The sequence below is a fragment of the Nonomuraea sp. NPDC049158 genome, assembly GCF_040648335.1.
GTDB lineage: Bacteria > Actinomycetota > Actinomycetes > Streptosporangiales > Streptosporangiaceae > Nonomuraea.
The window spans coordinates 359,983-380,138 of sequence record NZ_JBEZDM010000002.1 but is presented as its reverse complement, the minus strand read 5'-3'; the positions used below and the strand labels follow the sequence as shown (position 1 = coordinate 380,138).

Annotated in this window: 22 protein-coding genes; 12 read left to right on the top strand and 10 right to left on the bottom strand. The window is 70.2% G+C overall.

Going from position 1 to position 20,156, the window contains the following annotated elements:
• Positions 1-133: 133 nt before the first annotated feature.
• Both AB0B61_RS05950 and AB0B61_RS05945 read right to left on the bottom strand, forming a co-directional pair.
• Positions 134-1,993 carry a protein kinase gene (locus AB0B61_RS05950; protein WP_358428622.1) on the bottom strand — a complete coding sequence of 620 codons (1,860 nt, stop codon included), beginning with the start codon at positions 1,991-1,993 and terminating at the stop codon, positions 134-136.
• 92 nt (positions 1,994-2,085) lie between these two features.
• Complete coding sequence (locus AB0B61_RS05945; protein ID WP_358428619.1) at positions 2,086-2,640, bottom strand: GNAT family protein; 555 nt, start codon at positions 2,638-2,640, stop codon at positions 2,086-2,088.
• Between the two features lie 48 nt (positions 2,641-2,688).
• On the opposite strand from AB0B61_RS05945, the gene AB0B61_RS05940 reads away from it, so the two are divergent.
• On the top strand, positions 2,689-3,033 hold the full coding sequence (locus AB0B61_RS05940; RefSeq protein WP_358428616.1) for a hypothetical protein: 345 nt from the start codon (positions 2,689-2,691) through the stop codon (positions 3,031-3,033).
• A gap of 54 nt (positions 3,034-3,087) precedes the next feature.
• Here AB0B61_RS05940 and AB0B61_RS05935 read toward each other — a convergent pair whose 3' ends face one another.
• From AB0B61_RS05935 to AB0B61_RS05925, 3 genes are all read right to left on the bottom strand, one after another.
• Positions 3,088-4,914, bottom strand: a complete 1,827-nt coding sequence (locus AB0B61_RS05935; RefSeq protein WP_358428613.1) for a transketolase — start codon at positions 4,912-4,914, stop codon at positions 3,088-3,090.
• Positions 4,915-4,987: 73 nt separating this feature from the next.
• Positions 4,988-6,043, bottom strand: a complete 1,056-nt coding sequence (locus tag AB0B61_RS05930) for an SDR family oxidoreductase (RefSeq protein ID WP_358428610.1) — start codon at positions 6,041-6,043, stop codon at positions 4,988-4,990.
• Positions 6,044-6,048: 5 nt separating this feature from the next.
• Positions 6,049-6,306, bottom strand: coding sequence for a hypothetical protein (locus AB0B61_RS05925; protein ID WP_225291886.1), 258 nt, complete (start codon positions 6,304-6,306; stop codon positions 6,049-6,051).
• Between the two features lie 55 nt (positions 6,307-6,361).
• Here AB0B61_RS05925 and AB0B61_RS05920 point away from each other — a divergent pair, with 55 nt between their 5' ends.
• The 4 genes from AB0B61_RS05920 to AB0B61_RS05905 are packed head-to-tail and all read left to right on the top strand — an operon-like array spanning position 6,362 to position 8,016.
• Positions 6,362-6,871, top strand: a complete 510-nt coding sequence (locus tag AB0B61_RS05920; RefSeq protein WP_358428607.1) for a hypothetical protein — start codon at positions 6,362-6,364, stop codon at positions 6,869-6,871.
• Positions 6,868-7,002: a hypothetical protein gene (locus AB0B61_RS05915; protein WP_358428604.1), complete on the top strand. Its 135-nt coding sequence runs from the start codon at positions 6,868-6,870 to the stop codon at positions 7,000-7,002. The genes AB0B61_RS05920 and AB0B61_RS05915 overlap by 4 nt, the downstream gene beginning before the upstream one ends.
• 47 nt (positions 7,003-7,049) lie before the next feature.
• Positions 7,050-7,298: a BON domain-containing protein gene (locus AB0B61_RS05910; RefSeq protein ID WP_357950676.1), complete on the top strand. Its 249-nt coding sequence runs from the start codon at positions 7,050-7,052 to the stop codon at positions 7,296-7,298.
• Positions 7,291-8,016, top strand: a complete 726-nt coding sequence (locus tag AB0B61_RS05905; protein ID WP_357950678.1) for a metallophosphoesterase — start codon at positions 7,291-7,293, stop codon at positions 8,014-8,016. Before AB0B61_RS05910 ends, AB0B61_RS05905 begins: the two co-directional genes overlap by 8 nt.
• A 68-nt stretch (positions 8,017-8,084) precedes the next feature.
• Here AB0B61_RS05905 and AB0B61_RS05900 read toward each other — a convergent pair whose 3' ends face one another.
• From AB0B61_RS05900 to AB0B61_RS05890, 3 genes are all read right to left on the bottom strand, one after another.
• A complete protein-coding gene (locus AB0B61_RS05900; protein WP_358428601.1) occupies positions 8,085-9,869 on the bottom strand; it encodes a SpoIIE family protein phosphatase in 1,785 nt (594 codons plus the stop codon).
• A gap of 135 nt (positions 9,870-10,004) precedes the next feature.
• Entirely contained in the window at positions 10,005-10,154 is a 150-nt protein-coding gene (locus tag AB0B61_RS05895) for a GPGG-motif small membrane protein (protein ID WP_165959640.1), read from the bottom strand.
• 101 nt (positions 10,155-10,255) lie between these two features.
• Positions 10,256-10,741 (bottom strand): DUF1360 domain-containing protein, encoded by a 486-nt coding sequence (locus AB0B61_RS05890; RefSeq protein WP_358428598.1) that lies wholly within the window; start codon positions 10,739-10,741, stop codon positions 10,256-10,258.
• A gap of 86 nt (positions 10,742-10,827) precedes the next feature.
• On the opposite strand from AB0B61_RS05890, the gene AB0B61_RS05885 reads away from it, so the two are divergent.
• Positions 10,828-11,424 carry a nucleotidyltransferase gene (locus AB0B61_RS05885; RefSeq protein WP_358428595.1) on the top strand — a complete coding sequence of 199 codons (597 nt, stop codon included), beginning with the start codon at positions 10,828-10,830 and terminating at the stop codon, positions 11,422-11,424.
• A 101-nt stretch (positions 11,425-11,525) separates the two neighbouring features.
• Here the strand turns inward: AB0B61_RS05885 and AB0B61_RS05880 are convergent, their stop codons facing one another.
• Positions 11,526-11,870, bottom strand: a complete 345-nt coding sequence (locus AB0B61_RS05880) for a PRC-barrel domain containing protein (protein WP_358428592.1) — start codon at positions 11,868-11,870, stop codon at positions 11,526-11,528.
• 257 nt (positions 11,871-12,127) lie between these two features.
• On the opposite strand from AB0B61_RS05880, the gene AB0B61_RS05875 reads away from it, so the two are divergent.
• The 5 genes from AB0B61_RS05875 to AB0B61_RS05855 all read left to right on the top strand — a co-directional run bounded on the left by AB0B61_RS05875 (position 12,128) and on the right by AB0B61_RS05855 (position 18,024).
• Complete coding sequence (locus AB0B61_RS05875; RefSeq protein WP_358428589.1) at positions 12,128-12,961, top strand: SAM-dependent methyltransferase; 834 nt, start codon at positions 12,128-12,130, stop codon at positions 12,959-12,961.
• 216 nt (positions 12,962-13,177) lie between these two features.
• Positions 13,178-14,197 (top strand): EamA family transporter, encoded by a 1,020-nt coding sequence (locus AB0B61_RS05870; RefSeq protein WP_358428586.1) that lies wholly within the window; start codon positions 13,178-13,180, stop codon positions 14,195-14,197.
• A gap of 167 nt (positions 14,198-14,364) precedes the next feature.
• On the top strand, positions 14,365-16,545 hold the full coding sequence (gene secA2, locus AB0B61_RS05865) for an accessory Sec system translocase SecA2 (protein WP_358428584.1): 2,181 nt from the start codon (positions 14,365-14,367) through the stop codon (positions 16,543-16,545).
• A 45-nt stretch (positions 16,546-16,590) separates the two neighbouring features.
• Positions 16,591-16,965 (top strand): VOC family protein, encoded by a 375-nt coding sequence (locus AB0B61_RS05860; RefSeq protein WP_358428581.1) that lies wholly within the window; start codon positions 16,591-16,593, stop codon positions 16,963-16,965.
• 174 nt (positions 16,966-17,139) lie between these two features.
• Complete coding sequence (locus AB0B61_RS05855; RefSeq protein ID WP_358428578.1) at positions 17,140-18,024, top strand: hypothetical protein; 885 nt, start codon at positions 17,140-17,142, stop codon at positions 18,022-18,024.
• On the opposite strand, the gene AB0B61_RS05850 is transcribed toward AB0B61_RS05855, so the two are convergent.
• Positions 17,927-19,192 carry an FAD-dependent monooxygenase gene (locus AB0B61_RS05850; RefSeq protein ID WP_358428575.1) on the bottom strand — a complete coding sequence of 422 codons (1,266 nt, stop codon included), beginning with the start codon at positions 19,190-19,192 and terminating at the stop codon, positions 17,927-17,929. The genes AB0B61_RS05855 and AB0B61_RS05850 overlap by 98 nt on opposite strands.
• Positions 19,193-19,274: 82 nt before the next feature.
• Between AB0B61_RS05850 and AB0B61_RS05845 the strand changes: the two genes are divergently transcribed.
• The gene (locus AB0B61_RS05845) at positions 19,275-19,889 is read left to right on the top strand and encodes a TetR family transcriptional regulator C-terminal domain-containing protein (protein ID WP_358428572.1); all 615 of its coding nucleotides are present in this window, start codon (positions 19,275-19,277) and stop codon (positions 19,887-19,889) included.
• Positions 19,890-20,156 lie beyond the last annotated feature (267 nt).

Here is a 20,156-nt window from a genome sequence, read left to right as displayed (position 1 = left end):
TCCCAGCTATTCGCCGTCGTGCGGAAGATTGGCCGCCACTGGTGGCCGCCGAGCGTCGAGGCGCCCCTGGCCTGGCTCGCGGTCCAGCCGCCCCACAGGCTACCTGCCGGGCAGGCGGAGGGTGGCCGCCGGGCTAGCCGAAGATCTGCCGCTCGCGCCGGGTGTAGCCCGGCCTGGTGGCGGCCGCCAGCAGGCGCAGCGGGCGGCCCGCGTTCTGGAGCAGGCGCGCGGCCTCCTCGGGCGTGGCGTGGCGGAGCAGCCACGGAGTGGTGAAGGCCAGTTCGCGGAGTGTGGCCCGCTTGGCGACCTGCCGTTCCACCCGTACATAGGCGTCGAACGGGACGAACCGGAAGACGATCGGGAACAGCTCGGACTCCTCCTCGCTGAGGTGCTCCTCGAGCGGCGCCAGCAGCTCGCCCAGCTCGCGGCCGAGCGCGCCCGGGTCGCCGGTCAGCGCGGCGCGGCAGCGGTCCAGCAGCGGGCCGAACGCCTGGTGACCGGTGCTGTAGGGGGTCAGGTCGACGGACTGGCCCGCGGCCCGCTGGATGGCCGGCCACAGCAGGTCGCGCTCGTTGGCGTGGTGGTGGTCGACCTGGGTCAGCAGCGAGGCCGCGTAGCCGCGTACCGCCCGGCCCCTGGCCGCGCCGAGCACGGCGGACCCGGTCAGCAGCTCGGCGAGCCGCCGCAGGTCGGTCAGCATGGCGCGGTGGACGACGTACATCGAGGTGAGGTCCGGCGTCGAGGTGGGGTTGGGCGTCGAGGTGGGGTTGGGCGTCGAGGTGGGACCGGGCGCCGAGGCGGGGTCCGGCAGCGGGATGGGGCCGGTCCGGGGCGCGCCGTCTTCGCGAGCGGAGGCCGACCGCCGGGTGGCTCGGCCGTTCGTCCGCCGGGCCGGCGCGTCGCCTGAGTGGCGGTTCGCCGCGTCGTGCGCCGCCCAGTCGCGCAGCCGGGGCCAGGCGCGGAAGAGCGCGGCGCTGGCCGGGGCGACCCGGTCGTCGCTGATCGCCACCAGCTTGCCCACCTCGGTCGTGATGGGCTCGACCCGGACGCTGAGCCGTACCAGCAGGCCGGCGGCGACCAGGCGGGGCAGCACGCCCCCCTCGTCGCCGTCGTCCTTGACCTCCTCGCCGTCCAGCAGGCGCAGCAGCAGGCCGGGCAGCTCGCCCTGCTGCGCCGGGGTGAGTGAGGCGTACACCTCCTCGGCCACCTCGCCGAGCGAGCGCGGGCCGGTCATCCCGCCGGGCGGGCGCAGCTCGGCGGGACCGCGTGCCGGCAGCTCCGTGGCGGCGGGGCGGTCGGCCGGGTTCTTGGCCAGGGCGCGCCCCACCAGGTCACGCAGCCGTGGCGGCAGCTCGCCGAGGTCCGGGTCGACGGTCAGCAGCCGGTGCATGATCGCGCCGAGGCTCTCGCCCTGGAACGGGTCGCGGCCGGTGGCCGCGTAGAGCACGACCGCGCCCCAGGCGAACACGTCGGCCGCCGTCCCGGCCCGCTGCCCGGTGAGCACTTCGGGCGCCAGGTAAGTGTGCCGCACGCCGACCGGGTCGCCGGCCGCCATGCCGTAGTCGATCACTCGCGGGCCGTCGGGGGCGAGCAGGACGTTCTCGGGTTTCAGGTCGCGGTGGGTGATGCCCGCCTCGTGCAGCGTTCTGAGCGCGGTCGCCAGGGCGAGCGCGAGCGCGAAGAGCTCGTCACCCGCGTACGGCCCGTGCACGGCCACCGCCTGCCGCAGATCGGGCCCGTCGGCGAACTCGCTGACGATGTAGGGCCGCTCGCTCTCGAGCCCGACACCGACCACCCGGGCCAGGTGGCGCGGCTTGATCAGGCCGACGGCCTCGGCGAGCTGTCTGGTGACCTCGCCCCGAGGCACCTTGATCGCGTACCGGCGGCCTTCGTCGTTGTAGGCGTCGTAGACCACCCCGCGCCCGCCCGCGCCAAGCCGCCCGGCCAGCCAGTAGCCGCCAAGTCTCTCGGGGTCACCGGGCACCAAGCGCATCGTCACTGCTGCTTAGATGCACGAAATCGTGATTTGGTTGCAAGACGTCACAGGTCCCCCGCGCGCCCCGGAGGACCCGTGCGTCATGATCATTATGTCAGGCTTTCCGATCTTGGCCGCCATTCGGTCCGCAGCACCGACATGGTGATGGCGTCGTGCCACTGGCCGTCCCAGAGCAACGCGTCACGTTGTACGCCCTCCTCGACGAATCCCACCTTCTTGTAGACGTGCCTGGCGCGGTCGTTGAAGGCGAAGACCTCCAGGCCGATCCGGTGCAGCGGCGTCGTCGTGAAGGCGTGGCCGAGCAGCAGGTCGATGGCCTGCGTGCCGTAGCCCTTGCCGAACGCGCGGGCGCCGATCAGCGCGATCCGCATGCTGCACGCGAGGTTGCCCGCGTCGAGCTCGTTGAGCACGATCTCGCCCACGAAGCCGCCTTCCGCGATGATCGCCAGGTCGAGGCGGTCGGCGTGCTGGCTCCGCGTCGCGTACCAGTGGCGGCTGGCCTCCCGGTCGAACTCGCCGTGCGAGCCGGTCAGCCGCCGCACCTCGGGGTCGGTGACCAGCTCGAACAGATCGTCGGCGTATTCGGGACCGACCGGGCGCAGGGTCACTCGATCGCCCTGGAGGGTGGGCTTTTCAGCGAACATCCCCCCTCACTATCAAGCCTGCTCAGCAGGGGCAAACTCGACCTGGCCATGACCGCTGGTTTGTTTTTCGACATGGGGATAGAGGTTCATCTTGTCAAGGAGGTAAAAAACATGACCATCGCCGGAAGCATCATCCTCATCATGCTGGGTGCGATTCTCACCTGGGCCGTCGAATTCGATCTTGCCGGTATCGACATCAACGTGGTCGGCGTCATCCTCATGCTGGGTGGTGTGGCCGGCCTGCTGTTCGGGATCTACCGGATCAGCGTGACCCGCAGGGCCGTGGCCCCCATCGACGAGCCGGTGGTCCGTCACGACGTCTACGAGGAGCCCGAGGCTCGCCGGACCACCGTGTACGAGGAACGTCGCCGCTATGACGAGCCGCCCTTGTAGATCCGCCAGCCGTAAGAAGGTCAGCCGGCGCGCCGGCTGACCCCCCAACTCCTCTCACAGCACCCGCTTGACCGCCTCGGCTATCGCGTGGCGGTCTATGCGGGCGTCTGCCAGCTGTTCCTGCGGCGTCGCCGACCCGGGCAGCTCCCGTACCGCCAGCTTCACCACGCGCGGCCCGAGCTCGCTGACGGCGTCCTGCACGGCGTCGCCCAGCCCGCCCTCCGGCCGGTGGTCCTCCACGGTGATGAGCGTTCCCGTGGTAGTGGCCGCCTCCATGAGCGCGGCCGTGTCGATCGGCTTGATCGAGTACATGTCGAGCACGCCCACGGGGATCCCCTCGCGGCTCAGCTCGTCGGCCGCCGCGAGCGCCTCGTGCACGGTCACCCCGGCCGCCACGATCGTGGCCCGATCCGCCGCCGACTGCCGCAGCACCGACGAGCCGCCCACGGGGAAGCGCTCGCCCGGCTCGTAGATCACCGGCAGGCCGCCGCGGGTGGTGCGCAGGTACGACACCCCTGAGATGTCGGCCATCGCGGCCGTCAGCGCGGCGGCCTGGTTGGCGTCGCACGGGTAGAGCACCGTGCTGCCGTACACCGCGCGCATCATGGCCAGGTCCTCCAGCCCCATCTGCGACGGGCCGTCCTCGCCGATCGACACACCGGAGTGCGAGCCGACCAGCCTGATCGACGCGTGGCTCACCCCGGCCATCCTGATGAAGTCGTACGCCCTGGTCAGGAAGGCGGCGAAGGTGGCGGCATAGGGGATCCAGCCGCGCACCTGCAGGCCGATCGCCATCGCGACCAGCTGCTGCTCGGCGATGTAGCACTCGATGAAGCGCTCGGGGAACTCCTTGGCGAAGTCCTCGGTCCTGGTCGAGTCGGCCACCTCGCCGTCGACCACGACCACCTCGCCACGGGCCGCGCCCAGCGCGACCAGCGCCGCGCCGAACCCGTCCCTGGTGGCGACCTCGTCGCCGGTCTTGTACGCGGGCAGCACCAGCTCCCCGCTGTGGAAGCGGAACGGCTCGCCGTTGGGCTCGGGCGGCCGCACCTCGACCCGCACGTCCCGCTCGCCGCCCAGCTCGCCGATGGCCTTGTCCGGGTCCTTGAGCGCCTTGCCGTGGGCGCCCTCACGGTTCTCCACCTCCAGGACGCCCTCGCCCTTGCGCGTCTTGGCGAGGATCACGGTCGGCCGCCGGCGCGTGTTACGGGCGTCGTTCAGCGCGAAGTCGATCTGTCCTGGATCGTGCCCGTCGATCTCGATCGTGTGCCAGCCGAACGCCCCGAACCTGCGGGCGTACGCGCCGGTGTCCCAGCCGTGCCTGGTCGGGCCGCGCTGCCCCAGCCGGTTGATGTCCACCAGCAACGTCAGGTTCGCCAGCCCCTCGGCACCCGCCTGCTCGGCGGCCTCCCAAATGGACCCCTCGGCCAGCTCGCTGTCACCGCAGAGCACCCACACCTGGTACGGCAGGCGCTCGATCCGCCCGGCCGTCGCCACCCCCACCCCGATGGGCAACCCCTGCCCGAGCGAGCCGGTGGCGACGTCCACCCAGGGCAGCTTGGGCGTCGGATGGCCCTCCAAACGGCTGCCGCGCTTCCTGAACGACAGCAGCTCCTGGTCGGTGATCGCGCCCGCGGCCTTGTACAGCGAGTAGAGCAGCGGCGAGGCGTGACCCTTGGAGAAGATGAGATGGTCGTTGGCGGGATCGCCGGGATTCTGGAAGTCGTAGCGCAAGTGGCAGGCGAACAACACCGCCATCAGGTCGGCCGCCGACATCGACGACGTCGGATGGCCGGAGCCGGCGGCGGCCGAGCCGCGGACGGAGTCCACACGCAACTGGGCGGCGAGTTCGGACAGGAAACGCAGATCGCGTTCAGGCATCAGGTCCCTCCTCGTGGTTGCCCCGCCGCCTACCCCATCGGGCCTGCTTAACGCTGACAGGCCTGAGGCTTCCTCAGCTTCTGGCCCGGCCGAGGGCCGCGAGGCCGGTCGCCGTCACGGCGGCGGCCAGCGTGAGGAGCACCGCGCGCCGGTGCTGCGACAGCCAGAGCTGCGGACTGCGGGCGTGCGAGCGCTTGTCGAAGCTGCCGTGCGCGCCGTAGTCGCGGTCGTCGTCCACGGGCTCCCAGAGGTTGGCCGCACCGCTGGGCGGCTTCTCGTCCGTCACTTGGGAGTCCACGCCGGTCCGCGCCAGGTAGCGGTCCACCAGAGCGGGAGCGATCCGCTGCGCGACCAGGGTGGCCGCGGTCGTGGCGCCGACCCAGTACTCCTTGCGCTCCGGGTGCTCGGCGGCGTACACGATGCCGCTGGCCGCGACCTCGGGCTGGTAGATCGGCGGCACCGGCTGCGGGTGGCGGCGCAGCTTGCTGAGCACCCAGTCGAACTGGGGCGTGTTGACCGCCGGCAGCTGCACCATGGTGATCTTGACGTTGCTGCGGGCCGCCAGGAGCTCGACCCGTACCGACTCGGTGAAGCCCTTGATCGCGTGCTTGGCCCCACAGTACGCCGACTGTAGCGGGATCCCCCGATACGACAGGGCCGAGCCGGTCTGGACGATGACGCCCCTGTTGCGGGGCCGCATCAGCTCAAGTGCCACCCGGGTGCCCCAGACGTAGCCGAGGTAGGTGACCCTGGTCGTCCGCTCGAACTCCTCCGGGGAGACGTCGGAGAACCTGGCGAACACCGAGGAGAACGCCACGTTGATCCACACGTCGATCGGGCCGATCTCCGCCTCGATGCGCTCGGCCGCCTGACGTACCTGGTCGTACTCGGCCACGTCCGCCTCATAGACCTGCGCGCTCCCGCCGGCGACGGCGACGTCCACGGCGGCGGCGCCCAGGCCGGTCGTCCCGCGGGCGATCAGCGCCACCTTGGCGCCCTTCGCCCCGAGCTCGCGCACCACCGCGCGGCCCACGCCGCCACTCGCGCCCGTCACTACGACCACGCGGCCACGCAGGTCGTCGGTGATTTCCGTCTTGGTGGTCAGATTCTCGGCACTCTGTGGCGCCATGAAGGTCAACCCGCCTCTCCTGATCTACCGCGGTGCTGCCGCCGGACGGCCAGCACCATGTCAATGACCGTGGCTATCGCCGCCACGACCGCGATGCCGGTCATCACGGGGGCCCTGGCGATGACGCCGAGCACGGCGAACGCGAACAGGAACACCAAGATGAAGGAGCCCACCCTGATGTGCGCCACATCGCGCGGTGTCGCGGGGACCATCGCGTGGGATCGCTCATCCCGGCTCTCTTCCCAACCGTTGTTCTCAGGCATAGGGCCCACCTGCCCCCGCCGTTTGCCGCTTAACGTCGCGGGTAGCCGCGCTGGTGTGCCTGAACTACGGCCGAGTGACCAGAACGAGCCGGGGATCGCGCGCCGCCGGCGCGGCCGCGGGTTCAGCTACCACAAGCCCGACGGCGGCGCGGTGCGCGACGCCGGGACGCTGAGCCGGATCAGGGCGCCGGCCATCCCGCCCGCCTGGACCGACGTGTGGATCTGCGCCTCGCCGGACGGGCACCTCCAGGCCGTCGGCACCGACGCCGCCGCGCGGCTGCTCGACGTGGGCTTCTTCCGGGTCGGCGGCGAAAGCTACGACTCCTACGGCCTGGCGACGCTCAAGATGGAGCACGTGTCCTGCGGCAAGGGCGTGATCACCTGCTCGTACCCCGCCAAGGACTTCCGCACCTGGCACGCGACCGTGCTGGCCGCCGTGGGGCTGGCGGTCTCCATCCACGCCGGGACCGGCAAGCGGGCGGTCACGCGGGTGATGAAGGAGGCGGCCGAGTATCTCGGCAACACCCCACGGTCGCTCGCGAGTCCTACGTCGACCCGCGGGTGATCGAGGCGTACGACCGGGGCAAGACGATCGCGGGCGCGCTGACCGAGCTCGGCGCCGACGCCGGCTTCGGCCAACTGGCCACGCGTGGCCCGGTGGAACGGGCGGTCACCGGCCTGGTACGCGCCGTTTGAGCGGTTTCCCGCTGGGCATGCGGCGTCTGGAGAAGGAGGAAGTTGCGATGGAAGCTCCGCAGTACGTCGCGGCCAGGGTCCAGCGGGCGCTGGCCGAGGATGCGCGCACGCACGAGCTCGGCATCCGGGTCGACATCAGAGGCGATCAGCTGTTCCTGCGCGGCCAGGTGGACGGCGCCGAACAGCGCGAGCGGCTCGGGGCGGTGGCCCACGAGACGGCGCCGGCCCTCCACCTGCACAACGAGATCAAGATCGTGGAGATCATCGAGCCCGGAGAGGATGAGCACCTTGACTGACCTGCGAATAGCGGCCGTGGGGGACGTTCACCTGGGCGAGGACAGTCGGGGCCACTACCGGAAACACCTGGAGGGCATCGAGGAGCGCGCCGACGTGCTGATGCTGGCGGGCGACCTGACCCGGCACGGCACGCTGGCCGAGGGCCGGGTGGTCGCCGACGAGTTCCGCGACCTGCCCGTCACCGTCGTCGCCGTGCTCGGCAACCATGACTACCACTCCGACCAGCAGTACGAGATCGCCTCGGAGCTCCGCGACGCCGGGGTGACGGTGCTCGACGACGACGGCGCCGTGCTCCAGTGCGGCGAGACGAAGCTGGGCGTGGTCGGCGGCAAGGGCTTCGGTGGCGGGTTCGCGGGCAAGAGCGCGAGCGAGTTCGGCGAGCGGGAGATCAAGAACTTCGTGGCGCACACCCGGCACATCGCCGAGGCGTGGAAGGTGGCGCTGAAAGAGGTCCAGGCCGATCACCGCCTGGTGCTGTCGCACTACTCGCCGATCAAGGAGACGCTGGAGGGCGAGCCGCCCGAGATCTACCCGTTTCTCGGCAGCTACCTGCTGGCCGAGGCGGTCGACACCGCCGGGGCGGACCTCTTCGTGCACGGGCACGCGCACAAGGGCACCGAGAAGGGCATGACGCCCGGCGGGATCAGGGTGCGCAACGTGGCCCTGCCGGTGCTCGGCCGGGCGTACGGGGTCTACTGCCTCGACGACTGCGACTGATCCGGGGCCTCCAGGTCTGATCGATCACAGACGGCTGCGACTGGTCCGGGGCCTCCAGGCCTGATCGATCACAGGACGCGGGCGGCGACGATGCAGACGTCGTCGTCCGTGGCCCGGCCGTCCAGGTGCGCCAGGACGCAGTCGATCATCTTCTCCGGGTCGTCGCCGACGCACTGGCTCCCGGCCTGGGCGAGGGCGGCGATCCCGGCGTCGAGGTCCTGGCTGCGCCGTTCGATGACGCCGTCGGTGTAGAGCACCAGGGTGTCGTCGGCCTCCAGTCGCGTGGTGGCCAGGCCGTACTGGGCGGCCTCGAAGGCGCCCAGCATGGTGCCGGGCACGCCCTCGAGCAGCTCGGCGTGGCCGTTCCTGACCAGAACCGGCGGCGGATGGCCGGCGTTCGTCCAGGTCAGTGTGCGGTCCACGGGGTCGAAGTGGCCGATGATCGCGGTGCCGGTCACGGTCACACCGTCGTTGGAGTGGACGAGCAGGTCGTTCAGCCAGGTGGTGAGCTGGTTGGCGGGCGCGTGCGTGTAGGCCAGGCCGGCCAGCGCCGAGCGCATCTGCAGCATGAGGCTCGCCGCCGCCAGCCCGTGGCCCATCGCGTCGCCGATCGCCAGCAGCACCCTGCCGTCGGGGAGGGGACGGGCCTTGAACCAGTCGCCGCCCAGCCGGGCCAGCTCCTCGCCGGGCAGGTAGCGCACGCCGATGGACAGGCCGGGCAGCTGCATCAGCCCCCGGCGTACCGGCAGGATCGTGTTCTGGAGCTGGACGGTGACGCGGTGCTCCTCCTCGGCCCGCTCCCGCTGCCGGGAGGCCTGCGCGTGGGCCACGGCCAGGGCGCGCTCCCTGCGGCGGTTCTTGGTCACGTCCTGGACGAGGAAGCGCACCTTGACGGGCAGCCCGTCGGTGTCGAGCACCGGCTCGCTGACCACGCTGAGATGCCGCAGCCCGTGCCGATGCTGGATGCGGAACTCCGTCTCGACCGCCTCGCTGTGCTCCAGGAGCGTGCGCAACTGGTCGTCCACGATGGACAGGTCCTCGGGCACCACCACGAGGGGCAGCTCTTCCAGGGGCATCGGCCCCTCGCCGTGTTCCCTGCCGAACATCTCGTACATCTGCGGCGTCCACAGCGTCCGTTCGGTGGCCAGGTTCCATTCGCCCCAGCCCAGCTCGGCCAGCCGCTGTGCCCGCTCCCAGCCGGCGACCAGCACTTCCTCATCGTCGAGCGCGCGCCAGGTGACCAGCAGGCCGTTGTCCATGCGCACCGCGCGGACGGTCATCGTGGCCGGCCAGAGCATGTGGTCCCGCGCCTCGACGAACTCCAGTGGCCCCCGGTGCAGCGTCACACCGGTCTCCAGGACGTGCAGGAGGTCGTCGAACAGGCCCGAGCTGGCCGCGCCGGGGCTGGTCTCGATGAGGCGGCGCCCGCGCAGCTCCTCGGGTGTCCGATCGGCCGGTTCGCCGGCCTGCTGGTTGGCGGCGGCGATCAGGAAGTCCACGACGCGTCCTGTGGCGTCGCGCACGGGGGTGAGGAAACACGCCGGAACGTGCACGCTTTCGAGGACTCCGGTGACCCAGCCGGGCAGCTTCGGCGGCTCGACGGGCTTGTCGGGCGGCCGATCGATCCCCATGGCGACCTCGACGAGCGAGATGCCACTGTCGTGCGCCATCCGTGACAGCTCGTCGGCCGCCTCCGCGGGCCTGACGTTCAGCCGTATCGCCAGCCGGGCGGTGGCCTCGTCGACGATTGCCTCATTACGCATCCGGCGACGTAGCCGCGTCAGCAGCTCGCGAATCCCGGCGGCCGCCGCGCCACAGTCGTAGCGGCCGCCGAACGGCGGGTAATTGCTCACATCCTTCCCATTCCCTACCAGAGGGCGAGAAAGAGGTGCATACGTTGCGATATTCAGTAAAGAGTGGACAGTCCACTGGGCCGGACTCGAAGACCGGCCCAGTGGAGGGGACGGTGGGACGGGGCGTCACGCCCCTTACACATTGAAGATGCTGACACCGCCGGGACCCACCAGGAAGCCGAGTACGATGAGCACGATTCCCCAGAGCAGGTCGCGCCGGGCCAGGATCACGTAGATCCCGGAGATGACGAGTATGACGGCGATGATCCAGAGCAAAGTAGCCATGAGCCGCCTCTGCCCTCAGCGATCGGCCTTTAACATGCTTTTCTCCGAACCACCAGGTAGAAAGGTGTATAGCCCATTTTCTTGGGCTGCGAAGGGGCTCGTTAATCGGTCGCCTTGATGAGCTTGGCGTAACCCAGCTGGAGCCAGTCGGCGACGGCCACCGCCGTCATCGTCGCTCCCGCCAGCCGGGTGAACCGGGGCGCGAAGACCATCCCGGCCGCGTACGCCGTCGCCGCCCACTGGGCGATGCAGAACGGGCAGCCGAGCAGTTCGCCGATCGTGTTGCGGGGTGTCTCCTTCAGCTCGGCGGGCCCGCTCACTCCCTCGTAGCGGGTGAAGGGCGCGCGTATCGGGCTGGTCACCGGATCCTTGGCGATCAGCCGCGCCACCTTGTGCGTGCAGGCGGCCATCAGCGCCACGTCCATGAACCCGACGCGCTCGGGCGGCCGCCGCCCGGTGAGCGCGGCGGCCGCCACCGCCGTCGCCACCGCGCCGCCGTAGACGGCCATGATCCGCGCGTAGGTGCCGAGCGGCCGGTCGTGCTCGCCTTCGTAGTCCCGTTCGGTCTGCTCCAGGAAGTCGGTCATAGGGGCTGGCGCTACCCTCGGCCTCCGGCTCTACTCCGCCGCGCGGGGTAACGCCTACTTGTCGATCGTCCGGGTAGCCCGATCCCATGAGCAGCCATAGTCATGCGGTCACTGATGCCATCCTCGACACACTCAAGCGCGCGAGTTCCGGTTTGAAGGACGCGGGGGTGAAGTTCGCCCTGGCGGGCGGCTGTGCGGCCTATGCCAGGGGCGCGGCCCCTTCGCTGCACGACGTCGATTTCGTCCTGACCGAGCATGACGTGCCGGCCGCGCTGGAGGCTCTGCGGGGGATCGGCTTCAAGACCGCCAAACCGCCGGAGGACTGGCTGGTCAAGGCATTCGACGAGGACCGGCTGGTCGATCTGATCTTCCGGGTGTCCGACCAGGCGATCACGGATGAGCTCCTCGACCGGGCCGAGCCGATGACGGCCTCGGCGGTCATCGTGCCCGTGCTGGAGGCGACCGACCTGGTGATCTCGTGGCTGCTGCCGCTGTCGGAGCACGCCTGCGACTACGGGGCGCTGCTGCCCCAGGTGCGGGCCCTGCGCGAGCAGGTCGACTGGCCCCGGGCGGCCGCCGTGGTCGCCGGATCGCCGTACGCCACGACGTTCATCACGCTGCTCGAACGCCTGGCCGTACTGGAAGCGCCGGTGAAGGCGAACGGTGACCCGCACTGGCCGTGACCGTGTGACGTGGCGGCCGTTCCGACGGCGGTCGCCACGTCGGCCGAGACGGCGAGAGCCGCGCCCGGGGTCGGGCGCGGCTCTCGTCTTGCGCGGGGAGCTTAGTGCGGGAAGTGGCTGTAGTAGTCGCCCAGCCGCGTCCTGTACTCGGGCTCCTTGAAGCTGCCCTCGTCGAACTCGGGCGCGTCCTTGATCTCGGCCTTGGTACGCGAGACGTAGACGTTGCGCTCCTGCGGGTCGATACGTGTGACGACCTTGGCAGGGAGCATCACCTTCTTGCCGAAGATGCACGGACCGGTGTCGACGATGATGTAGCTCTCGCCGACCTCGTACGTGGCCTCATCGACAGACCCGATCTTCCCGTCCGTCGCCTGGACGTGGTAACCCACGAGGTCCAGACTCTGGCCGCGGTTGTAGACGTCAGGCTGATAGTCCCAGAGCTCCATGGCTCATCCTCTCTCCGTCTTTCGTCTTTTCTCGGGCAGGCCCTCCGCTACCCCGCCCATGGCCGCTAAACACCGCGCTCTCGTATAGCGGTCGTCAATGGGCCGTCAAGGCGGCTGGGCGACCCTCCTGATGACGAAGGGGGCGAATCACACCCGCGCGCAGGCGCCTGATGGCTCCCCCGCCGAGCTGGCCAGCAGTTTCGGAATGGCCAGCTAGCGGATAACATCCGCGTCACAGATGAGGTGAAAGGGGACAGGTGACTCTCGGGTCCGAGTGGGCGCCTCCCGGCGTGGACAGCACCACGCCGAGTGTCGCGCGCGTGCACGACGCCCTCCTGGGCGGCACCGAGAACTTCGCCGCCGACCGGGCCATCGCCCGCCGCCTTAAAGAGGCGGTGCCCGAGGTGGTGAACCTCGTCTGGTGCAACCGCGCGTTCGTCGGCCGGGTCGTCGACTTCTTCGTCCGTGAAGCCGGGATCCGGCAGATCATCGACCTGGGGTCCGGGCTGCCCACGATCGAGAACACCCACGAGGTCGCCCAGTTCGCCGACCCCTTCGTGCGGGTCGTGTACGTCGACTCCGACCCCATGGTCGAGCCGCACGCGCGGGCGATCCTGAACGGCAACGAGAACGCGCTGGCGATCACCGAGGACGCCAGGGACGCGGCGGCCGTGCTGCGGCATCCGAGGCTGACCCGGCTCATCGACCTCTCGCAGCCCGTCGGGCTGATGGCGATCGGGCTGCTGCACCTGTTCCCCGACCGGGACGATCCGCACGGGCTGGTCAAGAGGTACATGGACGCCCTGGCGCCGGGGAGCTACCTGGCGGCCTCCAACATGCTGGCCTCGGTCAGCCCGCAGGCCCAGGCGCTGGAAGCCATGCTGCACGCGACGATGGGGACGGGCTACTTCCGGTCGCGGGAGGACGTCGAGCGCTTCTTCGACGGGCTGGTGCTGGAGACGCCCGGGGTGGTGCACTTCCCGGAGTGGCGGCCTGACGAGCGGTTGCCGGGGCCGTTGGCCACGTGGGAGGCGCTGCTGCTGGGTGGGGTGGCGCGCAAGCCCGCCTCAGCGGTCCGGAAGCCTGGCTGACGCCCGGGCGCTGGCCTCCGACGTCGGGAAACCTGGCGAATCGTGGTGGATTGTCGGCGCTAGAGTGGGCGTCGTGCCTCGTCGACTGATCTGTTCCCCTCCGCCCGCCGAGTAGCGGGCGGCTTTTCCCGATTTTTCCGGATCTGACCAGATCTGGGGGTGGCTGCTGCCCGCGCACCGGGCCCACTTCCACCACTCCATCCGGAGAGATCAGTCATGTCCCATGTCTCCGCGCGGCGGGGCGTCTTCTTCATGTCCGTGGCCGCCACCGCCTGGGGAACCGGCGGTGCCGCCGGTTCCCTGCTCTTCCAGACGGGCGGGCTCGGCCCCGTCGACGTCTCGTTCTGGCGCTACCTTTTGGGCGCTGCCTTCCTGTACGTCACCACCCGCCTCACCGCGACCGCCGGTCGGCGAGCCGTCGAACGGTCGGCCGTCGAACGGTCGGCCGTCGTTCGGCCAGTTGTTGTTCGGCCGGGTGATGTCGGCGGGCGTCGGCCTTCCCCGCCGTGGGCGCGTTTCGACCGGCGGGTTCTGCTCGTCGGGGTCGGGATGGCCGTCTATCAGACGGCCTACTTCGGCGCGATCGCCCAGTCCGGCGTGGCCGTCGCCACGGTGGTCACGATGGGCGCCACACCGGTGTTCACCGCGCTGGGCAGCCGCTTCCTCCTGCGGGAGCGCATCGGCCGCACCGCGCTCGCCGCGCTGGCCGCGGCGCTGGGCGGCCTGCTCCTCCTCACCGGCGAGAGCGCCTTCGCCAGTGGGGGTATCGGGAGCGTCGGCGGCGGGCGGGCGGCCGGGGTCGTGCTGGCTCTGGTGTCCGCGGCCGGGTACGCCGCCGTGACGGTCTTCTCGCGGACCCTCTATTCGCGCCACCACCGCGACGACTCCCAGCGCACGGCCATGGGCGGTTTCGCCGTCGCGGCCGCCTGCCTCGCCCCGTTCGCCCTGGTCGACGGGGTGCTGCCGGCGGCCGGGGTGGCGCCTGTCGCCGTGCTGCTCTACCTGGGCGCCGTGCCGACCGCCCTCGCGTACGGGCTGTTCTTCCGCGCCCTGACCGCGCTCAACGCCACGACCGTCTCCATCATCTCGCTCGGCGAGGCGGTCGGCGCGGCCGTGCTCGGCGTGGTGCTGTTCGGTGAGCGGCTCACGCCGATGGCATGGTGCGGGTGCGCGTTGCTGCTCGCGGCGGTGGTGGTTCCGGCCGTACAAGCAGGATGTACTACAGAGAAGGATTAGTGGTCGCGGAGCGGAGTGGCGATTGCGGGCGTCCTATGAGTTAGGGTCCGGTACGGCGATGCTTGCCGTACCGTCGCTCCGCTCCCGATTGAGCGCACTTGACACTAAATGGGAACGGCGCTGACAAAGCATGCGTTGGAGGGATTGTGGCGTCGATTTCCGGAATAGTGAGAAACCTCCTGGATCGTCCGGGCGGGGTGAACCTCAGCCCGTACAAAAAGATCGTCAAGGCGGCGGGCGAACGAGCTGAGCGCATCGGCGCGCTCGAAGAGTTGCCCGAGCCGAAAATGGATGATCTGGCGGAGTTCTGTGCCGTGGCGCGGGAGGCGGCCGACCGGACGCTCGGGCTCAGGCCGTACGACGTGCAGCTTCTGGGCACGCTCGCCCTCCTCGACGGGCAGATCGCCGAGATGGCGACCGGTGAGGGCAAGACGCTGTCGGGGGCGATGGCCGCGGCCGGCTACGCGCTGCAGGGCAAGCGGGTGCACGTGATGTCCGTCAACGACTACCTGGCCAGGCGCGACGCCGAGTGGATGGCGCCGTTCTACGAGGCGATGGGTGTCTCGGTGGGCTGGATCGACCAGAACTCCACGCCCGACGAGCGGCGTGCGGCCTATGCGAAGGACGTCACGTACGGACCCGTCAGCGAGATGGGCTTCGACGTGCTGCGCGACCGGCTGCGCACCGACGCGGCGGAGATCATCGTGCCCGCGCCCGAGGTGGCGCTGGTCGACGAGGCCGACTCGGTGCTCGTGGACGAGGCGCGGGTGCCGCTGGTCATGGCGGGGGCGGCGGACGAGGGCAGCGCGGTGCCGGAGATGGCCGCGCTGGTCAGGCAGCTGATCCGGGGCTACCACTACGAGATCGACGACCAGGCGCGCAACGTCTACCTGACGACCAAGGGCGCCGACAGCGTCGAGGGCATGCTGGACGTCGAGCTGTACGACGAGAACGAGCCCGGCACGCTGATCGAGCTCAACCTCGCCCTGCACGCCCATGCCCTGCTCACCCGCGACGTCGACTACATCGTGCGCGACGGCAAGGTCCAGCTCATCAACCCGTCTCGTGGCCGGGTGGCCGTGCTCCAGCGCTGGCCCGACGGCCTGCAGGCGGCCGTGGAGGCCAAGGAGACGCTGCCGCCCAGCGAGAAGGGCGAGATCCTCGACTCGATCACCGTCCAGGGCCTGATCCGGCGTTATCCGCAGATTTCCGGCATGACCGGCACGGCGGTGGCCGTCAGCGAGCAGCTCGGTGAGTTCTACGGGCTCAAGGTCGCGGTGATCCCGCCCAACCGGCCGTGCGTCAGGAAGGACGAGCCGGACCGCATCTATCCGACCGTTCCGGACAAGGACGCCGCCCTGGTCGAGGAGATCCAGGAGGCGCACGCCACCGGCCGGCCCATCCTCATCGGCACGCTGGACGTGGCCGAGTCGGAGAACCTGGCCAAGCTCCTGCAGCGGCGCGGCCTGGAGCCCGTCGTGCTGAACGCCAAGAACGACGCGGAAGAGGCCGCGATCATCGCCAAGGCCGGCGAGCGCGACGCCATCACCGTCTCCACGCAGATGGCCGGTCGCGGTACCGACATCCGGCTCGGTGACGGCGTGGCCGAGCTGGGCGGCCTGTACGTGATCGGCTCGGGCCGCCACGCGAGCAGCCGCCTGGACGACCAGCTGCGCGGGCGCGCGGGCCGTCAGGGCGATCCCGGCGCCTCGGTGTTCTTCGTCAGCATGCGGGATGACCTCATCACCCAGTTCGTCCCCGACGAGCGCCCGCCCGCGGCAGACGCCGACGGCCTGGTACGCCACCGCCGCGGCCCCTACCTCGTGGCCCACGCCCAGCGGGTCGCCGAGGGCGTGAACCTGGAGATCCACCGCAACACCTGGCGCTACACCCGCCTGCTGGAGCACCAGCGCGAGCTCATCCTGGAGTGGCGCGACAAGGTCCTGCACGGCGACTCGGCGGCCAAGGCGCTGGCCGAGGCCGACCCCGAGCGCTGGGCGGCGCTGCCGGAGGACACCCGCGATGAGACGGCCAGGCAGATCGTGCTGCACGCGATCGACCGCTGCTGGACCGAGCACCTGGCGTTCCTGACCGACCTGCGCGAGGGCATCCACCTGCGGGCGCTCGGCCGGATGAGTCCGATCGACGAGTTCCACCGGGAGGCCGTGGCGGAGTACAAGTCGCTGCTGTCGGAGGTCGAACGCCGCTCGGTCGAATCGTTCGAGGCGCCGGAGCCCGATCTCAAGCGGCCTACGGCGACCTGGACGTATCTGGTGCAGGACAACCCGTTCGGTACGGAGTGGGACAGGATCCTCAAGCGTGTGACATCTGCCACGCGTCGCGGCTAGGCGTACCTGACAAAAGATGGCAGGTACGCCTGCGAACCTTCACTCATGACAACTCACGCGAAGCTCATCGCCTTCACCATCGACTGCGCCGAGCCCAAGAGGCTGGCCGAGTTCTGGCACCAGGTGACCGGGCTGGACATCCAATACGCCGAGGACGAGTACGCCGCGGTGGGCGACGGGACGACGAACATCTACTTCGGCCGCGTCGCCGACCGCAAGCCGGTGGAGTGGCCCAGCTCGGACAAGCAGTTCCATCTCGACTTCCGGGTGCCGGATGTGGAGCGGGCGGTGGCGGAGTACATCGCCCTGGGGGCGACGAAGCCCGCGTTCCAGCCCGGCATCACGGAGGAGAAGGTGGGGTGGGTCGTCATGCAGGACCCGGAGGGACACCTGTTCTGCGTCTGCCCCGAGAAGTCCTGAAAAATCCTGACACGTCCCGTCGTCCCGCTGTGTGGCTGGGGTGATGGACCGGACTGGTGCGGCGGTACGTCCGTGATGAGGGATGTCTGGCCAAAAGGATGATTCAAGCACTTAGCTTCCCTCATAAGCTGGTGCAATGCTCTTGGAAGGATCCATGTCCCTGCGCGGGCGCCGATGACCTGGGTCGGTCTCGTGATCGCGCTGGCCGGGGCACTCGGATACGCGTTCGGCGCGGCGCTGCAACAGTACGAAGCCGTAGCGGAGGGCGCCTCCCTCAGACTGGTGAAGCGCCCCCGCTGGTGGATCGGCGGGGTCATCGGCTTCGTCGGCGCGTCCCTGCACGCCGTGGCGCTGAGCCTCGCGCCGCTGGTCGCCGTACAACCGATCAGTGTGGCCACTCTGGTGTTCGCGGTGCCGCTCGCCGCGCTGATGTACGGCCGCCGCCCGTACAAGGCGGAGATCCTCGGCTCCATCGCGGTGGCCGTCGGGTTGCTCTGGCTCATGGTGCTGGTCCCGGCGCACAACGTCAGGCCGAGTCTCGGCAGCGGGGCCGCGATCGGCTTCATCGTCGTGATCGGCCTGATCGTGCTCGCCGCCGAACTGGTCGCCAACCGGCTGCGCGGACCCGGCAAGGCCCTCGTCCTGTCCGTGGGCGCCGGCGCCGTGACCGCGAGCGTGTCAACGTTCGTCCGGGCGGTCGGCGGTGGCATGAACGGGGACTGGGGCAGGCTGTTGCACTGGTTCACACTCGTCATCCCCGTGTTGCTGGTCGGCGCGGTCGTGATGCTGCAACGCTCTTACGCGGTGGGCTACTTCGGCATCGCGTACGCGGGCGTACAGGTCGTGGACCCGATCACCTCGGTGCTCGCGGGCGCGATCCTCCTCGGCGAACCACTCCCGACCAGCCCGTCCACGGCGGTCCCGGCCATGCTGGCGGCCGCACTCACCATCGGGGGAACGATCACACTCGGGCGGCTGGCCCCTGATCACTCCCAGCCTGTCGGGGTGGACGCCACCCGAGGATCTCGTTCATTGACCGCAACATCAGATCTGGTGTGATCCGCGAGGCGAGCGCCACCCCCGCGTTCCGCAGCCCGACGGCCACCGGGTTCCGCACCTTGGTCACCTTGCAGACGGTCATCGCCTGGCGCACGATGCCCGCGGTCCGCTCCAGACGCGCGGCCGTATAGGCGGCGAGCCCGCCCCCAACGCCGAGGCCTCCACTCGCGTTCTCAGCGCCGAGTCGCCCAGCTGGGTCATTCGCGTCGAGGCGTCGGCCTGGAGAACCACCACTAATCCCAAAGTCGCCGCAGACGGTGAGGGCGAGGACGACGGCGTCCTCGATGGCCTGGCAGGCGCCCTGGCCGAGGTTCGGCGTCATGGGATGGGCCGCGTCGCCGACCAGCGCCACCCGGCCCCGGTGCATGGCGGGCAGCGGGGTGTCGAAGTAGTAGAGGTCGTTGCGGAGGATCCGTGCGTTGTCCGACGCGCGGATCAGGGCGGGGATCGGATCGTGCCAGCCACCGAACCTGCGCAGCAACTCCGCGCGCTCGTCCGCGTGGACGGCTCCGGCGGGTGACAGGTCGGTCGCGTAGTAGTAGATGAGTTCGTCATTCAACTGGTGAGCCCCGAACACCAGGCCCCTGCCCCACGTCTCCGTGCTCGGGACCTCACGGTCGAGCGCGGTCACCAGCCCCCGCCAGGCGGTGACCCCCGAGTACACCGGACCGGGGTGCTCGGGGAACAGCGCGGTGCGCGTCGCCGAGTGGATGCCGTCGGCGGCCACGATCAGATCGGCCTGCATGTCACCGGCACCGGTGCGGACGATGCCCTGGTCGGCGTCCACCCCGGTGACGGTGGTGTTCAAGCGCAAGCGCTCGTGGCCCAGGCCCTCTATGAGCAGCTCGACGAGGGTGGCGCGGAGCAGGATGACGATCGAGTCGCCGTAGAGCCTCTGGGCCTTGTCCTCGGTGGTGTGCGTCAGCCAGCGCCCGTTCTGCTGTCGTACGCCCACCTGGCCCTGGATCCTGGACAACTCGCGCACGCGGTCGCCCAGGCCGATCACGTCGAGCGCCTTCAACGCGTTGGCGGCGACGGCCACCCCGGCCCCGACGGGCTCCAGCGTGGCCGCGCGTTCGAGCACGGTCACGTCCCAGCCCTTGCGCCGCAACGCGATCCCCGAGGTCAGTCCGCCTATGCCGCCGCCGATCACCACAGCTCTGGCCATGCCTTGCCTCCCGAACTACGTCTGTAGTTTCACCCTACTACGCCTGTAGTCCGGCGGCACTACCGGTGTAGTCTTGCTGCTCGTGAAGCGCTCTGAGACCGTCGCGGACACGGCCATCACTCTGCTGGCGGAGCGCGGCATGCGCGGCCTCACCCACCGAGCCGTCGACGAGGCCGCGGGCCTCCCGCCCGGGTCAACGTCCAACCTGGCTCGCACCCGCGCCGCGCTGCTGGAACTGACGCTTTCCCGCCTCACGGACCTGGAAGTACAGGCATTGGCCCCGGTCTACCGGCTCCAGGGCGCGAACGCCGCAACTGACCCGCTCCAGGGTGCGAACGCCGCAACTGACCCGTTCCTGGAGTCCGATCTGCCGGGGCTGGTGGCCGAGGCGCTGCACGTTCAGCTCGCCGACCGCCGGCGCACGCTGGCCCGCTACGAGCTGGCGTTGGAGGCGACCAGGCGGCCCGAGCTGCGCAAGATCTACGACGAGGCAGGGCGCCGATTCCGGGATCCCGTCACCGGGTTGCTGGGCGCCCTGGGGTCGCCGGATCCGGTGCGGCATGGGCGGCAGCTGGTGGCGTTCGGCGAGGGCATCATGTTCGACGCCATCGCGGGGGCGGGCACCGTGCCCTCACTCGACGACCTGCGGGAGGCCGTACGGGACCTCCTGCGGGGGATGCTGGGATCAGGCACCTGAGGCGACGCGGACCATCGCGCCCCGGCCACCGACGCACGAGCGCTTGCGTGTGCGCCGACTGGCGTGCGAATGCCTGCGTGTGCGGCCACTGACGTACATGCGTCTGCGTGTGCGGCCACTGACGTACATGCGTCTGTGTGTGCGGCGACCGGCGTACGAGCGCCTGTGTGTGCGGCCACTGACGTGCGAGCGCCTGCGTGCGCGGCCACCTGCGCACGAGCGTCTACGCGCGAGGCCACCAAGCCGTGCGGCCATCTAGGCATGCGA